Origin of the sequence: Clostridium malenominatum (assembly GCF_039521365.1) — a bacterium.
Classification (GTDB): Bacteria; Bacillota; Clostridia; order Clostridiales; family Clostridiaceae; genus Clostridium_AW; species Clostridium_AW malenominatum.
This window is the reverse complement of sequence record NZ_BAAACF010000003.1, coordinates 184,020-199,139: the sequence shown is the minus strand read 5'-3', so window position 1 is coordinate 199,139 and position 15,120 is coordinate 184,020. Positions and strand designations below refer to the sequence as shown.

Sequence of the window (15,120 nt, the reverse complement as noted above, 5' to 3'; positions counted from 1 at the left end):
GGGGGCTACAAATGATTATAAATAATACACTAAAGCTAAAACATATATTAGAAGCGAGAGAAAGAATAAAAGATATTTGTATAAATACAAAGTCAATATATAGTAGTGAGTTTTCAAAGGAATGTGGAAATGAAGTATACATAAAACCTGAAAACATTCAACTTACAGGATCCTTTAAAATAAGAGGGGCTTTAAATAAAATAAAAAAACTAAGTGAAGAAGAAAAAAGTAGAGGATTAATAGCTGCTTCAGCAGGAAATCATGCTCAGGGAGTTGCTTACTCTGCAAATAAATTGGGAATAAAAGCTACCATAGTAATGCCTAAAACCACACCTTTAATAAAGGTACAGGGAACTAAAAATCATGGGGTAGAGGTAGTTTTAGCAGGAGACTGCTATGATGAAGCCTATGAAGAAGCTAAAAGACTAGAACAGGAAAAGGGTTATACTTTTATACATCCCTTCAACGATTTAGATGTAATGGCAGGTCAGGGAACCATAGCCCTTGAAATCCTAGAGGAAATGAAAGATGTGGATGCCATATTAGTACCTATTGGAGGGGGAGGGCTAATAAGTGGTGTTGCAATCGCTGCAAAGTCAATAAATCCTAATATAAAAATAATTGGAGTAGAGGCAGAGGGAGCTAAAGCCATGAAGCTTTCCTTAGATTCAGGGAAGTTAGTAAATTTACATTCTGTGGACACTATTGCCGATGGGGCAGCAGTAAAAAATCCTGGGGATATTGCTTTTGATATTGTAAAAAATTATGTGGATGAAATCCTAACCGTTGAAGATAGTGAGCTTATGGAAGCAGTGTTCATACTACTGGAAAAACACAAACTTGTAGCAGAAGCTACAGGAGTACTATCTTTAGCAGCTCTAAAGAAATTAAACTTTAAAAATAAAAAGGTGGTTTCTTTAATTAGTGGAGGTAACATAGATGTAGTTACCATGGCATCACTACTAAACTGCGGTTTACTTTCTAGAGGAAGGATATTTTGCTTTTCAGTAAAACTTAAAGACACTCCAGGACAACTTTTGAAAATAGCTGAGATTTTAGCAAGATTAGGAGCCAATGTAATAAAGCTAGAGCATAACCAATTTAAAGCAGTGGATAGGTTAAAGCATGTAGCTCTAGATGTTACCGTAGAAACTAATGGTAATGAACATATACAAGAAATTAGTAAAGCTCTATATAATGAAGGGTATGATATTGTTAGGGTTTATTAAAAAAGTGGATAATGAATATTGAAAATATTGGTATTATCATTTTAATTGAAGTATAATAATAATGAATTCTTGTAATTTATTGTAATATATACATTGCTTTAGCGGAGTATATTAGACGAAGAAAAATGACGCGAGCAGCACTTGATTTACAGAGCAGAGATATTAAGGTTACTGATGTTGCGATGAAATATGGCTATGATTCACCAACTGCTTTTACAAGAGCATTTAAGAGCGTTCATGGTACTTCACCGTCAGAGGCAAGATCTAACGGTACAAAGATGAAGGCATTTCCACCAATCAGCTTCAAAATATCAATAAAAGGAGATGTGGAAATGAACTATAGAATTGAAAAGAAAGACGCATTTAGAGTAGTTGGTGTAATTCCCGCAATATGTTCTTTGATGTGTAAAGAGCCATTTGGTCTTTTAGGTGTTAGCTCTTGTATGAATGGTAAAGACTTTGATTATTATATTGCAGTAGCTACAGATAAAGAGGTTCCTAACGGTATGCATGAGTATACTGTTCCTCAATGCACTTGGGCTATTTTTGAATCAGTAGGACCATTACCAGAGGCTCTACAAAACCTCCAAAGACGTATTGTGACAGAGTGGCTTCCAACGTCTGGATACGAATATTCCAATGCACCAGATATAGAAGTATATTTTGATGGGAATCAACAATCAGAAGATTATAAGTGTGAAGTATGGTTGCCTATTATCAAAAAAGTATAATCGCTATTGAAATTAGGAGAATGGAGAAATTAAGATGGTACATGTTGTATATTGTGATGATAAAGAAAAAGTATTGGAGAAAATCCTTGATGGAACTAAAACTATGGTTATAAGAGCAGCAGCTGGTAGGAAAATACCGCATAGTAGAGTCTTTGAAGGCGATCCCCTGTACTTTATGAAGAAAGGCACTGGGCAAATATCTGCTACTGCTTCTGTTGTAAGTGTGCAAAATTATGTGAAGTTATCAGAAGAAGAAATTAATAGAATAATGATCGAAAACCAAGATAAACTTAACTTATCAGAAAAACAAAGAATAAGATGGCACAAGAAGTGTATTTGTTTGGTTGAGTTTAGTAATGTTAAGCAAATAACACCATTAGCATTTGACCATCAAGGCAATATGGATGACTGGCTAATAATTGAGAAAATAGAAGATGTAGTTGTTGGAACAAGTATTCCCTATAACTATGAAAAATCTAGATTTTAACATCTAAACATTACAACACATTTTTCTAATATTGTTAGAGGAAACTAAACAATTAATTTAAAAACCTATGACTTATGCTTACAGTAAAATGTACCCTATAGAGTAGACAATCAATAAAGCCTACTATATAGGGTTTATTTTATGTTACATGTATATATTCTTATAACTATCATTCAGTTTCAAAAAATCGTTTTTTAAATATATTGCAGTATATAGGATGTGTTCTTTCTATATTCTGTATTTTATACTTATCTTTAATTCTACGTTTGTTAATTTCTATTTAATACATCATTGACAGATATATCGCATCATGATATATTATATATATCATGATGCGATATATTGGAGGTTGATAGATTTGGATAACACTACACCTTTGACAGAAGCTTTATTTTATATTTTACTAGCTGTACGAAGGCCAAATCATGGATATGGAATTATTCAAGATGTAAATGAAATGACAGATGGAAGGGTAACATTAGGACCAGGAACCTTGTATGGAGCTATTAATTCAATGCTTACAAAAGAATGGATCAGCTTGTATAGTGAGGATAAGGAATCTAGAAAGAAAAAGGAATATCTTATTACAGATATAGGTAAACAAATATTTAAAACCGAAGTGAAAAGGTTAAATGAGCTTATAAAAAATTCTAAAAAGATGGATGATTAGGGGGGAGTGAATATATGTTAAAATTCAAACTATATTATGACAAAGATGAAGAAGAAGATTGGTTGAAGAAAATGTCTTTAAATGGATGGGCATTCAAAAAATTCTTTCTTGGTTTTTATACTTTTGAAAAATGTGAGCCTGGAGAATACAACTATCAAATAGACTTGCTTGATAATTGGAATGGTGACAAAGATGACTATGCAGCTTTTATGGAGGATACAGGAGTAGAAGTCATAGATCAATGGTGGAGATGGGTATATTTACAAAAAAAAGCATCGGATGGCCCCTTTGAAATGTATACAGATGTAGAATCAAAAATCACTCATTACAATAAGATTAAGAATTTTTTCAAAGTAGCTCTAGTTATAGAAGTCATTTGTTTCTTTATTGAATTTATGGCAACAATTAAAACTGGTTATTATATTTTCGGAATGTTTACAATATTACTTGGGGCAATATCCTTAGCAATATTAAAAATAGTTTGGAAATGTAAGTGGAAAATTGAACAATATAAACAAGAGAAAAATATGTAATGATATAAGAAAAGCAGTTGTTGATAGAATAAAAAGTCCTAGGAAATATAATAAAAATATCTCCTAGGATTTTATTCTTCCATGCACACAATTATTTGTGCGTTGTCTCTCGGATTTCACCAATCTATTCTAAATAGTGTCCTTCTAAAATTTAGTTCCCACTATACAATTTTTGTAGTCCACTTCTCGCAGTTCCAAACTTCTGTCACTACATCCTGATAAAATTCTGGTTCGTGGCAGATAATTAGAACGCTTCCTTTGTAAGCTTTTAGAGCACGTTTAAGTTCTTCTTTAGCATCTACATCTAAGTGGTTTGTTGGCTCGTCTAGTACTAGTAGATTAGTTTCTCTATTAATTAATTTACATAATCTAACCTTAGCTTGCTCTCCTCCGCTTAGCACTACTACTTTACTTTCTATGTGCTTTGTAGTAAGTCCGCATTTAGCAAGGGCAGCACGAACTTCGTATTGAGTAAAGGAAGGGAAGTCCCCCCACACTTCTTCTATACAAGTCTTGTAATTGGCATCTTTAATTTCCTGCTCAAAGTATCCAATGTGAAGATAGTCACCTAATTCTACTTCACCAGACAATGAAGGAATTTGACCTAAAATACTTTTTAAAAGTGTAGTTTTTCCAAGGCCGTTTGCTCCTATAAGAGCAATTTTTTGTCCACGTTCCATACGAAGATTTAAGGGACTAGATAAAGGCTCATTATATCCAATTACTAAATCCCTTGTTTCAAAGAGCATTTTTCCTGAAGCCCTAGCTTCTTTGAAATTAAATTCTGGTTTTGGTTTTTCCTTTGAAAGCTCTATAACTTCCATTTTATCAAGCTTCTTTTGTCTAGACATAGCCATGTTTCTAGTAGAAACTCTTGCTTTATTTCTAGCAACGAAGTCTTTTAAGTCATCAATTTCTTGTTGTTGTTTTTTGTAAGCAGCTTCTAATTGTTGTTTTCTTGCTTCATAAACCTTTATAAAGTCATCATAGGTTCCAACATAACGATTGAGTTCTTGATTTTCCACATGATAAATAAGGTTAATAACGCTATTTAAGAATGGTATATCATGAGAAATTAAAATAAAAGCATTTTCATAAGCTTGAAGATAACGCTTAAGCCATTCTATATGTTGTTCGTCTAAGTAGTTAGTAGGCTCGTCTAATAGAAGGATATCAGGTTTTTCTAGTAATAATTTAGCTAGTAAAACCTTAGTTCTTTGACCACCACTGAGATCACTAACATCTTTGTCAAGTCCTATATCAACTAGCCCCATTCCCCTTGCTACTTCATCAACCTTTGCATCTATAATATAAAAGTCATTGTGATCTAAGATATCTTGAATTGTACTAGTATCCTCTAATAATTTTTCTAATTCTTCAGGTGAGGCTTCACCCATCTTGTTATATATTTCATTCATTTCTGTCTCTAAGTCAAAAAGATATTTAAAAGCATTTTTTAAAACATCTCTAATTGTCATTCCACGTTCTAGGGCTGTATGCTGGTCTAAATATCCAACTCTCACACGTTTTGCCCATTCAACTTCCCCTTCATCACATTCAAGTTTTCCTGTGATTATGTTCATGAAAGAGGATTTTCCTTCTCCGTTGGCACCAACTAATCCAATATGCTCACCCTTTAATAGTTTGAAGGACACATTATTTAATATAGCTCTATCGCCAAAGCCATGGCTAAGATTTTTAACTGATAAAATACTCATTTTTCAATTCCTTTCTAAACGGTTTGTAATTAAAAAATATACATAAAGATTATATATGATTAGACAATTTTTTTAAAGGAAAATTATAATATTTAATATTTTTTATGTTATAGTGATAGTATAAGTTTTGCATATAGGAAAGCCTTCACTTCACAAAATAAGTCTAATATTTCTGTTGTTTAAAACATCTAAGACTTCTAAACTCGCTTCGCTCAAACATAGAAGCCTTTATACGGTGTTTCAAAGTCAGAAATAAAGACTTTTTAATACTTCTTCAATGCTTTCTACAAAGCAAATCTTATACTATAATTAAAATTAAAGATATTTTATAAACAGTCTAGTGTCAAGGAAAGGAACGTATTATGAATATTATAAGTTTAGAAAATATATGTAAAAGTTATAGCGAAAAGGCTTTATTTAATAATATAAATTTAGGTATTAATGAAGGGGATAAAATTGGGGTAATTGGAATAAATGGCACTGGGAAGACTACTTTGCTAAAAGTTATTGCAGGGATTGAAAGCTATGAGACAGGAAGAATTATAAAAGGAAGCTCAGTAAATATTGAATACCTTTCACAAAATCCACATTTTCATGAGGAAGCTACTGTCCTTGAACAGGTTTTTAAGGGGAATTCTCCTGTAATGACTTTAATAAGGGAGTATGAAAAGGCTTTAGAAGATGAAAATGCTAAGGATAACCTTATTACAAGCCTTACAAGTAAAATGGATAGCATGAATGCCTGGAGCATAGAAAGTGAAGCTAAAGCTGTGCTAACTAAACTAGGTATAACGAATTTTAATGCAAAAGTTGGAACTTTATCTGGAGGGCAGAGAAAGAGAATAGCCCTAGCGTCATCACTAATTACTCCTTGTGAGCTATTAATTTTAGACGAACCAACAAATCATCTAGATAATGAAACCATTGATTGGTTAGAAGAGTATATAAATAAAAGAAGAGGAGCTCTTCTTATGGTTACTCATGATAGATATTTTTTGGACAGAGTTGTAAATAAAATTGTAGAAATAGATAAAGGTAATCTTTATACCTATAATGGTAATTATGAAAACTTTGTTCAAAAGAAATTAGAAAGAGAAGATATGTCAAGAGCTACTGAGGAAAAAAGGCAAAACTTATTAAGAAAAGAACTGGCTTGGATAAAAAGAGGAGCAAAGGCTAGAAGTACTAAACAGAAGGCAAGAATTGATCGTTTTGAAAAATTGCAGGATGCAGCTGTAGATTTAACTGAAGAAAAGATTCAAATTTCTGTAGGTGGAAGCTATTTAGGTAAAAAAGTTATAGAAATTAATAATATAAATAAATCTTATGAAGATAGAAAACTCATAGAGGATTTTAGTTATATATTTACTAGAACTGATAGAATTGGAATTATAGGGCCTAATGGTATGGGTAAATCAACTTTAATTAATATAATTTGTAATAAAATTAAGCCAGACAGCGGGGAGATTGAAGTTGGAGAAACAGTGAGAATAGGACTATTTTCTCAGGAAACCAACCATATGGATGAAAATTTAAGAGTTATTGAGTATATAAAAGAAGGTGGAGAAGTTTTAACCACAAAGGAAGGACTTAAAATAAGTGCCTCTCAAATGCTAGAAACCTTTTTATTCACTCCCTCAATGCAGTGGACTCCTATTTCTAAGCTTTCAGGGGGAGAGAGAAGAAGATTGTACCTATTAAGAGTTCTTATGGAAGCTCCTAATGTATTGTTTTTAGATGAACCTACAAATGACTTGGATATTCAAACCTTAACAATATTAGAAGACTACCTTGACAATTTTCCAGGAGCAGTTATGGCGGTTTCTCATGATAGATATTTTTTAGATAGAATGGCAGAAAAAATATTCTCCTTTGAAGGATATGGAAAAATAGTTCAATATACAGGAAACTATTCTGATTTCAAAGAAAGTAACAATAATGTTCCAGTAGTTGAAGTAGAAGATAAAGTTAAAAGTATTAATATAGAAAGAAAAAAAGATAAAGCTTTAAAATTTTCTTATAAGGAACAGAGAGAATATGATGAAATTGATGATGTGATTGCTACAATTGAATTAAAATTAGAGGAAATTGAAAGTGAAATCACAAATTCCTCTACTAATTATAGCTTATTACAAGAACTATTAGAGAAAAAAGAAGAATTAGAAAAACAATTAGAAGAAAAGATGGAAAGATGGGTTTATTTAAATGAAATAGCTGAAAAGATTCTTCAAGAAAAGAGTGATAATTTCGATAAAAAATAATATTAAATTATTATTGTAGACATGTAATAACAAAAAAGTTATAATTAAATTAAATATAGAATTAAAATCCGACAAAGGCAAACTTAGGGAAACTTAAGGACGCAAAGCTAAAGGGGCTAAGACTATGTATAGTTATGCCAGCCAGTTGCCGAAGAGAGTCAATACCACAAGTGTGTTAAAGCTGCTCTTTTGAGCGGCTTTTTATCTCTTCCATTCTTTTATTTTTACTATGGATTTTAGTTCACCAAAAATAAAAAGAATAATAGGAGGTATTTAGAATGAAGAAACTTATTGTTTCAATTACCATGGCTAGTTTATTGTCATTTAACACAGTAGCTCATGCTGCTACAGAGGGTGTACAAGTAAATCCAGGAGTAACACCTGATAGTATTTTTTATACTGTTGACAAGTTATTCGAAGATTTGCAATTATCCCTAGCATCTAATACAGAAAAAGAGGCAGAGCTTTTATTAAAATTTGCAAAAGAGCGTCTTGCTGAAGCTAAAGAAATGACTGCTCAAGAAAAGAGCGAATTTGTACAAGCTGCTATTGAAGATTATATGAAAACAATAGGTGAGGCTCAGGAAAAAGTAACAGAAGTAATTACAAATGAAAATGTAGATGAGGAAGTAAAAGAAAAATTAAACACTGAATTAGAAGAAGGAGTTCAAATTGATGAAGAAGTCAAGGAAGAACTAAGTGATGATAAAAAAGAAGAGTTAGATGAAAAAACTGAAGAAGTGGTTTACACTGCAAAGGTTGTAAAAGATATTGATAAAACAGTTGTACAAACCCTAAGAGAACAAGGACTAGGTTTTGGACAAATAGCTAAAATTGCTTCACTATCAGAGGCTAGTGGAAAGTCAATTGATGAAATATCTGTTCTTATTACAGAAAAAGGTATGGGATTAGGAAATATTGCAAAGGAATTAGGAATTCACCCTTCTGGAAAAGGAAATTGGGTAAAAGATAAAGCTGATAAAGTAGAAGAAGATAAAGATGATGAAGAAGATGTAGATGATATAGAAAATAATGATGATGTGGAAGATACTGACGACGTAGAAGATAATGATGAGGATAAAAAAGAGCCTGTAACAGAAAATACTACATTAGTACAATTAAAGACCCAGGAAAATACCAAGTTACCAGAGGCTAAAAAGTCAGAAATTGAAAAAGAAGCAGAGAATAAAAAAAATGAACTAAAGAAAAAAGAAGAGGAAAAAAATAGAGAAGAATTAAAGAAACAAGAAGAAGCTAAAAGGGAATTGGAAAAACAACAAGTTGAATTGAAGAAAAAAGAAGAAGAAAAAGCTAAAGAGGAATTTAAGAAACAGGAAGAAATAAGAAAAGAAGAAGAAAAGAAACTTAAAGAAGAAATAAAAAATCAGGCAGAAAAGAAAGTTAAAGAAGAAAAGAAAGTTAAAGAAGAAAAGAAAGTTAAAGAAGAAAAGAAAACTAATAACTAATTTTTGTGGTTGAAGATAACCTCCGCAAAAAAAGGTTTAAGCCGTATATACCTAGTGTATATACGGCTTTTTAATTCCCTGAAAAGGATTTGTAAAGTGATTCCAATTATTATTCTTGTATATGTTTATCAATAAGAGATAAATTAATTAATTACCTACAATTTAACATTTTTTCCTGGTTATCAAAAATTCTTACAAATTTAATTGCATAGATATCACACATTAACTGATCGTTAGTACCAGATTCTCTAATAACAATATAACTAATACCAACTTCGAGAAGCACGCCTTCACGGTCGATTAGCATATTAGTTCCTATCAAAAACTCAATTTTAATATATTTTCCAATTTGCGTTTTTAGCCATCCTTGAGTATAATTTATATCTGTTTGAACAGGTGGACCTGGCTGAAGGGTAAAATCTGGACCACCAGTAGTTCCGCCAGGTGGGATAACCTCTCTAGTTTGAAGAGGATCAATATCCTCTAAATCAAAATCTTCTACGGGAATCTCATCCCACATTGGGTATTCATAATAATCATTAGGCATTCTTGTAAACAAATTATAGGCCTCCTTATAAATTATATAATAATTTTATTTGTTGACTAAGTTTGTGCATAAAGTGCTGTAGGGTTGTAAAAACAATGATTTACAACTCTTACTTGAAAACGACCACTGCCGTTACGGGGGAAAGTGTATATACAAGTTGGTATAAATGGATTAAAATACCATAAGGCAGCTCCTGTTGTAAATAGTCTATTTCCAGAAAGAGCCCAATCGGCAATTTGGTAGTGAATATCTTCTGGTGGACTTCCCCAAATAGTTTGAGGATTAGGCAAACCTCTTAAAACAGAGGTAGCACAGTCAAATTGGCCCTGTTGAAATATAACTTTTCTAATGTCACCTTGACCAAGCCTTTGATATTCACCATAAGGTACATTAACTCTATTCATAACAACAGAAGCAACAGCTTTCATCCCATTTTCGCCCTCGCCGCCAGCTTCACATTTTATAATTCTAGCAAGCAGCTCACGATCACTATAAGCCACTAATTTCATCTCCTTATTAAAGCTACTATATTATTATATTTACTTATATAGGAAAAAGTTACTAATAAATGAAAAAAACTATGATGAATTTTTCAAGTTAATATATCAAAAAACTAAAGAACCAAAAAACTAGAAAACTAAGGAAAATAAGTCTATAATTAATTAAAAAGGGGGAGATTTATATGAAGATAGCAGTTATTGCAGGTACACCTGTAGACACAAACATGGGTATAGAATTCTTAGAAGAACAGGGACATGAGGGCATGGCCTATCCTATTTCCCAAACACCAGAGGAGCAATCTCTTCTTCAGGTACTTTATGCAGATAAGCTAAGGGAAATGGTTAAGGATAGAATAAAAGATATTAAAGCAAAAGAAATAAAAAACATATTTGTTTATTGTAATTCATTGAGTGCGGCAGTGGATATGGACAGTCTAGCAAAAGAATTTAACATTAACATTATTACACCTCTTCAAGTATATAGAGAAATGGGAGAAAAGTTTAAAACTATTGGTCTTCTTGCGGCAAATAATCAAAGTACCTATGGAATTGAAAAGGTAATTCAAAGTAGTAATCCTAATGCTTATATTATAGGGGTTGGGTTACTTCCTTTAGTAAAGGCTATTGAAAGCAAAATAACTCCAAAAGAAATAATGGATACATATTCATTAGACAAAATTATAGAGTTTATGGAAAGCTTTAAATGTGAAGGGATAATCTTAGGCTGTACTCATTTTCCTTATGTTTATAAAGAGCTGAAGGAAAAGACTTCAATTCCCATAATTGACCCAGCTATGAAAATGTTAGGGAAATTGGAATTGGAATAATTATAAAATTAAGATACATAATATATTCAAAGTATAAAATGTTTGGAGGGAATACTTTGAATGAAGGATTAGTAGTTATAGTACGCTCAGTAATTAGCTTTTTTTCTTTGCTTATTTTCACAAAAATTCTTGGAAAGCAGCAGATAAGCCAATTGGCGTTTTTTGACTATGTTCTTGGTATTACTATAGGTTCCATTGCAGCTACATTAACCACAGACTTGTCTAGCAGGGCATGGCCTCATTGGGTAGGACTCATAACTTGGGCGGTTTTGAGCTATTTAATGGAGGTTATCACTATGAAGTGGATAAAGGTAGGGGAATATGTGGATGGAAAACCTACAATCGTAATAAAGAAGGGTAAGATAATGGAAGATTCTTTAAAGAAGATGAAATTTAGGGCTGCCGACCTATTAAGTCTTTTAAGGAATAAAAATGTATTTGATTTAAGTGAAATAGAATATGCAATTTTAGAAACCAATGGGGAAATATCTATAATGTTAAAAACTGAGCATCAACCATTAACGCCTAAGGATATGAAAATTAAAACGGAGCCCTTAGCTTTAGGAACAGAATTAATATATGATGGAGTAGTTTTAGATGAAAATTTAAGAAGTATTAATAAAGGAAGAAAGTGGCTTATGAGTGAATTGAAAAAATATAATGTTAAAGAAGTATCGGAAGTATTCTTGGCTTTCATAAATCCTACAGGAAGCTTGTACATTGATAAATATAATGATCGTATTCATAGGAGAAATAAAAATGAGTAAATTTATACAAAAGGCCATACCTATTATTATACTTTTAGTTTTCATAGTAGTAATGCTAAGTGGAAACTATTTGAAAAGACCTTTGTCAAAGGAGGATAATCTTCCACAAGCTATTCAAATAGTTATGAAAAATGTTAGTGAAAATAGATGGGAGGAAGCTTCTAAAAATACAGAAGCATTAGGCCATATATGGACTAGAATAATAAAAAGAGTTCAATATAGCTCTGAAAGAGATGAAATAAATGCCTTAAGTACAAATATAGCAAGGCTTAATGGAGCAATTTTAAGTAGAGATAAGAGTTCTGCGTTAATAGAGTTAAGTGAAGCTCATGAACATTGGGTAAATCTGGGAAGATAAACGATGATTTAGTTGACAACCTTATAAAAAGAATTATATTGTATAATTATATATAGTATTTAAGGAAATATTATCTAATAAATTATAAGGTAGGAGAAATTATATGAATATTATCATAGCCGGAGCTGGTAAAGTAGGCTACGATTTAGCAGAAAATCTAGCAAAGGAAAATCATAATGTGGTTATAATAGATAAAAATCCACAAATTTTAATGAAAGCAGAAGAAAATCTAGATGTAATGTGTATTAAAGGCAGTGCTACTAGTACTAATATACTTTTAGAGGCAGGAGTAAAGGAAGCAGATTTACTTATGGCTGTTACAGGTAGTGACGAAATTAACATGGTATGTTGTCTCACAGCAAAAAAATTAGGTATATCATATACTATTGCAAGAATTAGGGATCCTGAATATGCCAAGGAGTTATCCTCACTAAAAGAAGAACTAGAACTTGAAATGGTAATCAATCCAGAGCTAGCAGCGGCAGATGAAATAGCACAATCTCTTAATTTTTCTCCAGCAATGAACGTGGAGAGTTTTGCAAAGGGAAGAGTGAAGATGATTGGTTTAAAAGTCACTAAGGATATGGGCTTTGAAGGAAGAAGCTTAAGAAACATTCTACATAATACAGGAATTTCAGTATTAGTAGGAGTTGTTGTTAGAGATAATGAAGTAATTGTACCTAATGGGGACTTTAAACTTGAAGAAAACGATAGTATTTATGTTATAGGAAAGTCTTCAAGCTTATATAATTTTTGCAAGTTAGCAGGCTTAATGCCTTTAAAATTAAAGAATATAATGGTTTTAGGAGGAGGAAGAATATCTTATTATCTAACTAATATTTTAACAGATATGGGAATGAAGGTTAAAATTATAGAAATAGATAGAGAAAGATGCATTGAACTTTCAGAACTTCTTCCTAAAGCCCTTATCATAAATGCAGATGGAACGGATGAAGATATTCTTTTATCTGAAAATCTACGGGATATGGATGCGTTTATCGCAGTAACGGGCATTGATGAAGAAAATCTTTTATCTTCGCTTTTAGCAAAGGGAAACGGAGTGAAAAAGGTTATAGCTAAAAACAGCAGGACTAACTATATGAACCTTTTAAGCAATTTAGGTATTGACCATATTATAAGTCCTAAAAAAATTACTACAGACCAAATATTAAAATACATTAGAGGAGATAAAATAGAGTCCTTATATCGTATAGTAGAAGGAAAAGCTGAAATAATAGAGTTTGTAGCCGGTAAGAAAGATGCTTACTTAAACAAACCTTTAAAAAATATAAAGTTTAAGGAAAACTCTATAATTGCTACAATAGTTAGAAGGAATGACATTATAATCCCCAATGGAAATGACTCCATAGTTCAAGGAGATAGAGTGATTGTAATCTCAAAAGGAAAAAATATTAATAGTATGGAAGAATTAGTGTTGAGCATAAATGGAGGAGTAGAAAATGAATTTTGGAATGGTCTTAAAATACTTGGGGATTTTATTAATAAGTGAAGCCATAATAATGACACCGTCCCTTTTTGTTTCGATTTTGTACAAGGGATATGATATTAACGCCTTTGTGAGTACTATAGCTATACTTTTTACGGTAGGATTCTTAGCTTTTGCAGTTAAACCAAAGAACAAAAATATTTATGCTAGAGACGGCTTTGCCATTGCTGCTCTTGGATGGATATTAATCTCCTTTTTTGGAGCTTTACCTTTTGTGTTCAGTGGAGCAATACCTTCCATTATAGATGCATTTTTTGAAGCAAGCTCAGGGTTCACTACTACAGGAGCTAGTATTTTAACGGAAGTGGAGGGTTTACCTTATGGACTTTTGTTTTGGAGGAGCTTTACCCATTGGGCAGGAGGAATGGGAGTATTAGTTCTTACTCTAGCCTTACTGCCCACTATTGGTGGAGGAAGCGTTCAAATAATGAAAGCAGAGAGTCCAGGGCCCACACCAGGAAAAATTGTACCTAAAGTAGGTCATACTGCAAAAATTTTATATATGATTTATTTTTCCATAACAATTGTACAGATAATACTTTTAATGCTCACAGGCATGCCACTGTTTGATTCTTTAGTTAATACCTTTGGTACAGTAGGAACAGGAGGATTTTCTGTTAAGAATCTAAGTATAGGAGCGTATAATAATGTTCATGCAGAAGTTATAACAACAATTTTTATGTTGGCTTGTGGTGTGAACTTTACATTATATTATCAAATGATTAAAGGAAATATTAAAGAAGCTTTTAAAGATGAAGAGTTTAAACTTTACATAGGAGTAGTCCTTACTTCTATAATTTTAATAACTATAAATATTTACGGAAATATATTTAGCAGCCTAGGACAAGCATTAAGACATTCATCTTTCCAAGTGGCCTCTGTTATAACTACTACAGGCTATGCTACTACGGATTTTAATCAGTGGCCAGGGTTTAGCAAGATTATACTAATACTATTAATGTTTATTGGAGCATCTGCTGGATCTACTGGTGGAGGTATAAAGAATATTAGAATACTGCTACTTTTTAAATCCATGAAGAGAGAATTATTTAAAATAATTCATCCGAGGGCAGTTTACACCGTTAAATTTGGTGGTAAGGTTATAGAAGAAGAAACCTTAACAGAAATTTTGGCTTTCTTCTTTATGTATATTTTTATATTTATAATAGCTCTTTTAATAATATCATTAGAGGGTAGAGATTTATTAACAACCTTCACAGCTGTAGCGGCTACTTTAGGAAATATTGGGCCAGGGCTAGGTACGGTAGGGCCTATGGGAAATTTTTCGCAGTTCACAGATCTATCTAAAATAGTTTTATCTTTATGTATGATTATTGGAAGACTTGAAATATATCCAATTCTTTTATTACTTCTTCCAAGCTTTTGGAGAAAAGTCAATGTGTAATAACTAAAAAAGAAAGTTCCATGCTTAGCATGGGGCTTTTATTTTTTCTATTAGTATAATTTTATGAACTTGCCGCACAATATACATAAAAGAATACTGAGAGGGGGAGAGGGT

The 15,120-nt window shown here is 32.0% G+C and carries 15 protein-coding genes and 1 riboswitch; of the genes, 12 read left to right on the top strand and 3 right to left on the bottom strand.

The annotated features are described in order from the left end of the window. Positions 1-11 precede the first annotated feature (11 nt). The 5 genes from ilvA (at position 12) to ABDZ69_RS12795 (ending at position 3,650) form a co-directional block, all read left to right on the top strand. On the top strand, positions 12-1,229 hold the full coding sequence (gene ilvA / locus ABDZ69_RS12815; protein WP_343770204.1) for a threonine ammonia-lyase: 1,218 nt from the start codon (positions 12-14) through the stop codon (positions 1,227-1,229). Between the two features lie 65 nt (positions 1,230-1,294). Beyond that, positions 1,295-1,960 (top strand): AraC family transcriptional regulator, encoded by a 666-nt coding sequence (locus tag ABDZ69_RS12810; protein WP_343770667.1) that lies wholly within the window; start codon positions 1,295-1,297, stop codon positions 1,958-1,960. A gap of 34 nt (positions 1,961-1,994) precedes the next feature. Further along, the gene (locus ABDZ69_RS12805) at positions 1,995-2,447 is read left to right on the top strand and encodes a hypothetical protein (RefSeq protein WP_343770203.1); all 453 of its coding nucleotides are present in this window, start codon (positions 1,995-1,997) and stop codon (positions 2,445-2,447) included. Between the two features lie 358 nt (positions 2,448-2,805). Then, positions 2,806-3,117, top strand: coding sequence for a PadR family transcriptional regulator (locus tag ABDZ69_RS12800; RefSeq protein ID WP_343770201.1), 312 nt, complete (start codon positions 2,806-2,808; stop codon positions 3,115-3,117). A gap of 14 nt (positions 3,118-3,131) precedes the next feature. Beyond that, positions 3,132-3,650: a DUF2812 domain-containing protein gene (locus ABDZ69_RS12795; protein WP_343770199.1), complete on the top strand. Its 519-nt coding sequence runs from the start codon at positions 3,132-3,134 to the stop codon at positions 3,648-3,650. Between the two features lie 161 nt (positions 3,651-3,811). Here the strand turns inward: ABDZ69_RS12795 and ABDZ69_RS12790 are convergent, their stop codons facing one another. Beyond that, on the bottom strand, positions 3,812-5,368 hold the full coding sequence (locus ABDZ69_RS12790; protein ID WP_343770197.1) for an ABC-F family ATP-binding cassette domain-containing protein: 1,557 nt from the start codon (positions 5,366-5,368) through the stop codon (positions 3,812-3,814). Positions 5,369-5,730: 362 nt separating this feature from the next. On the opposite strand from ABDZ69_RS12790, the gene ABDZ69_RS12785 reads away from it, so the two are divergent. Both ABDZ69_RS12785 and ABDZ69_RS12780 read left to right on the top strand, forming a co-directional pair. Next, on the top strand, positions 5,731-7,629 hold the full coding sequence (locus ABDZ69_RS12785) for an ABC-F family ATP-binding cassette domain-containing protein (RefSeq protein WP_343770195.1): 1,899 nt from the start codon (positions 5,731-5,733) through the stop codon (positions 7,627-7,629). 66 nt (positions 7,630-7,695) lie between these two features. Then, a riboswitch (cyclic di-GMP riboswitch) is annotated at positions 7,696-7,782 on the top strand. A 125-nt stretch (positions 7,783-7,907) separates the two neighbouring features. Then, entirely contained in the window at positions 7,908-9,095 is a 1,188-nt protein-coding gene (locus tag ABDZ69_RS12780; protein ID WP_343770193.1) for a DUF5667 domain-containing protein, read from the top strand. Between the two features lie 151 nt (positions 9,096-9,246). Here the strand turns inward: ABDZ69_RS12780 and ABDZ69_RS12775 are convergent, their stop codons facing one another. Together ABDZ69_RS12775 and ABDZ69_RS12770 are read right to left on the bottom strand one after the other, a co-directional pair. Next, entirely contained in the window at positions 9,247-9,654 is a 408-nt protein-coding gene (locus ABDZ69_RS12775) for a hypothetical protein (RefSeq protein WP_343770192.1), read from the bottom strand. A gap of 44 nt (positions 9,655-9,698) precedes the next feature. Further along, positions 9,699-10,142, bottom strand: a complete 444-nt coding sequence (locus ABDZ69_RS12770; protein WP_343770191.1) for a cell wall hydrolase — start codon at positions 10,140-10,142, stop codon at positions 9,699-9,701. A 182-nt stretch (positions 10,143-10,324) separates the two neighbouring features. Here ABDZ69_RS12770 and ABDZ69_RS12765 point away from each other — a divergent pair, with 182 nt between their 5' ends. From ABDZ69_RS12765 to ABDZ69_RS12745, 5 genes are all read left to right on the top strand, one after another. Further along, entirely contained in the window at positions 10,325-10,969 is a 645-nt protein-coding gene (locus ABDZ69_RS12765; protein ID WP_343770189.1) for an aspartate/glutamate racemase family protein, read from the top strand. Between the two features lie 56 nt (positions 10,970-11,025). Then, positions 11,026-11,736, top strand: a complete 711-nt coding sequence (locus tag ABDZ69_RS12760) for a YetF domain-containing protein (protein WP_343770188.1) — start codon at positions 11,026-11,028, stop codon at positions 11,734-11,736. Next, the gene (locus tag ABDZ69_RS12755; protein ID WP_343770187.1) at positions 11,729-12,094 is read left to right on the top strand and encodes a DUF4363 family protein; all 366 of its coding nucleotides are present in this window, start codon (positions 11,729-11,731) and stop codon (positions 12,092-12,094) included. Before ABDZ69_RS12760 ends, ABDZ69_RS12755 begins: the two co-directional genes overlap by 8 nt. Before the next feature lie 103 nt (positions 12,095-12,197). Next, positions 12,198-13,604 carry a Trk system potassium transporter TrkA gene (gene trkA, locus ABDZ69_RS12750; protein ID WP_343770186.1) on the top strand — a complete coding sequence of 469 codons (1,407 nt, stop codon included), beginning with the start codon at positions 12,198-12,200 and terminating at the stop codon, positions 13,602-13,604. Next, on the top strand, positions 13,555-15,006 hold the full coding sequence (locus ABDZ69_RS12745) for a TrkH family potassium uptake protein (RefSeq protein ID WP_343770184.1): 1,452 nt from the start codon (positions 13,555-13,557) through the stop codon (positions 15,004-15,006). The genes trkA and ABDZ69_RS12745 overlap by 50 nt, the downstream gene beginning before the upstream one ends. The last annotated feature ends 114 nt before the right edge of the window (positions 15,007-15,120 follow it).

Excerpts from the sequence above, each read along its gene's own strand:
- ilvA (WP_343770204.1), top strand. The coding sequence starts at position 12 with ATGATTATAAATAATACACTAAAGCTAAAACATATATTAGAAGCGAGA.
- ABDZ69_RS12805 (WP_343770203.1), top strand. The coding sequence starts at position 1,995 with ATGGTACATGTTGTATATTGTGATGATAAAGAAAAAGTATTGGAGAAA.
- ABDZ69_RS12795 (WP_343770199.1), top strand. The coding sequence starts at position 3,132 with ATGTTAAAATTCAAACTATATTATGACAAAGATGAAGAAGAAGATTGG.
- ABDZ69_RS12790 (WP_343770197.1), bottom strand. The coding sequence starts at position 5,368 with ATGAGTATTTTATCAGTTAAAAATCTTAGCCATGGCTTTGGCGATAGA.
- ABDZ69_RS12785 (WP_343770195.1), top strand. The coding sequence starts at position 5,731 with ATGAATATTATAAGTTTAGAAAATATATGTAAAAGTTATAGCGAAAAG.
- ABDZ69_RS12780 (WP_343770193.1), top strand. The coding sequence starts at position 7,908 with ATGAAGAAACTTATTGTTTCAATTACCATGGCTAGTTTATTGTCATTT.
- ABDZ69_RS12765 (WP_343770189.1), top strand. The coding sequence starts at position 10,325 with ATGAAGATAGCAGTTATTGCAGGTACACCTGTAGACACAAACATGGGT.
- ABDZ69_RS12755 (WP_343770187.1), top strand. The coding sequence starts at position 11,729 with ATGAGTAAATTTATACAAAAGGCCATACCTATTATTATACTTTTAGTT.
- trkA (WP_343770186.1), top strand. The coding sequence starts at position 12,198 with ATGAATATTATCATAGCCGGAGCTGGTAAAGTAGGCTACGATTTAGCA.
- ABDZ69_RS12745 (WP_343770184.1), top strand. The coding sequence starts at position 13,555 with ATGAATTTTGGAATGGTCTTAAAATACTTGGGGATTTTATTAATAAGT.